This window comes from Micromonospora sp. NPDC005203 (assembly GCF_042872705.1).
Taxonomy (GTDB): Bacteria; Actinomycetota; Actinomycetes; order Mycobacteriales; family Micromonosporaceae; genus Micromonospora.
The window spans coordinates 1-1,038 of sequence record NZ_JBIAKV010000035.1; the positions used below are offsets into that span (position 1 = coordinate 1).

Genomic DNA, 1,038 nt, shown 5'->3' on the forward strand with positions numbered 1-1,038 from the left:
TCGTGTAGCCAGGCGGGTAGGGCGTTTCGGCGGGCCGACTCGCTGGAGTACATCCGTTTGAATGCCCAGCCCTGGGCCATGGTGCGGTGGAAGCGTTCGATCTTGCCGTTGGTTTGTGGGCGGTAGGGGCGGGTGCGTTTGGCGGTGATGCCGAGTTGGGTGCAGGCGTCGCGCCAGGCGTGGCTGCGGTAGCAGCTGCCGTTGTCGGAGAGCACCCGCTCAGTGACGACGCCGCGGTCGTGGAACCAGTTGACGGCTCTGCGGAGGACGCCGATGGCGGTGGTGGCGGTCTCGTCGTCGTGGATTTCGGCGTAGGCGACGCGGCTGTGATCGTCGATGACGGTGTGCACGAAGGCCGTGCCGATCTTCGGGTTGTAGTGCTTGCTGCGCAGTTTGCCGGCGGTGGCGTTGCGGTTCTTGCTGCCCTCGGCGCGGCCGACATAGCGCCAGCCGCCGCCGTCGGGGATGTTCCCGAGCTTCTTGACGTCGACGTGCAACATCGCCCCCGGAGTCGGGTGCTCATAGCGACGCACGGGCTCTCCGGTGATCCGATCGATGTGAGAGAGCCGATTGAGTCGGCACCGTGTCAGCACGGCATGCACCGTCGATGAGGCCATGCCAAGGCGGTCGGCGATCGCGACTGGCCCCAGGCGGTGTTTCCACCGCAGGTGCACGATCTTGCGGACGAGTGGTTGCGGTGTCTTCCTTGGCTGCGACGCGGGCCGTGACGAACGGTCCTGCATGCCGGCCTCGCCGAGCAGGCGATAGCGGTCGGACCACCTTTTCGCGGTCGGCCATGACACGTCATAGCGTTCGGCCGCCCGCGCGACGGGCCAGCCCTGTTCCACGACGAGTCTGGCCAGACGCAGCCGAGCACGTGGAGTCAGCGCTGCGTTAGCGTGAGACACGAGGACCTCCTGGTCTGTGGTGTGGTCGCCTTCAGCAGCTCCACTCCACGACAGGAGGTCCTCCCCAATCAAGATCCATCAGGTCGTGTCGTCACACGACCTCAACCAACGTGCTTGGTCAGTACAGCTA

1 protein-coding gene is annotated in these 1,038 nt (G+C 65.8%); it reads right to left on the reverse strand.

Translation table 11 applies throughout. From position 1 onward, the window contains the following. Positions 1-908, reverse strand: a 908-nt coding sequence (locus ACFYPM_RS32160) for an IS481 family transposase (protein WP_387205173.1), incomplete at its 3' end; no start/stop codon positions are given. Positions 909-1,038 lie beyond the last annotated feature (130 nt).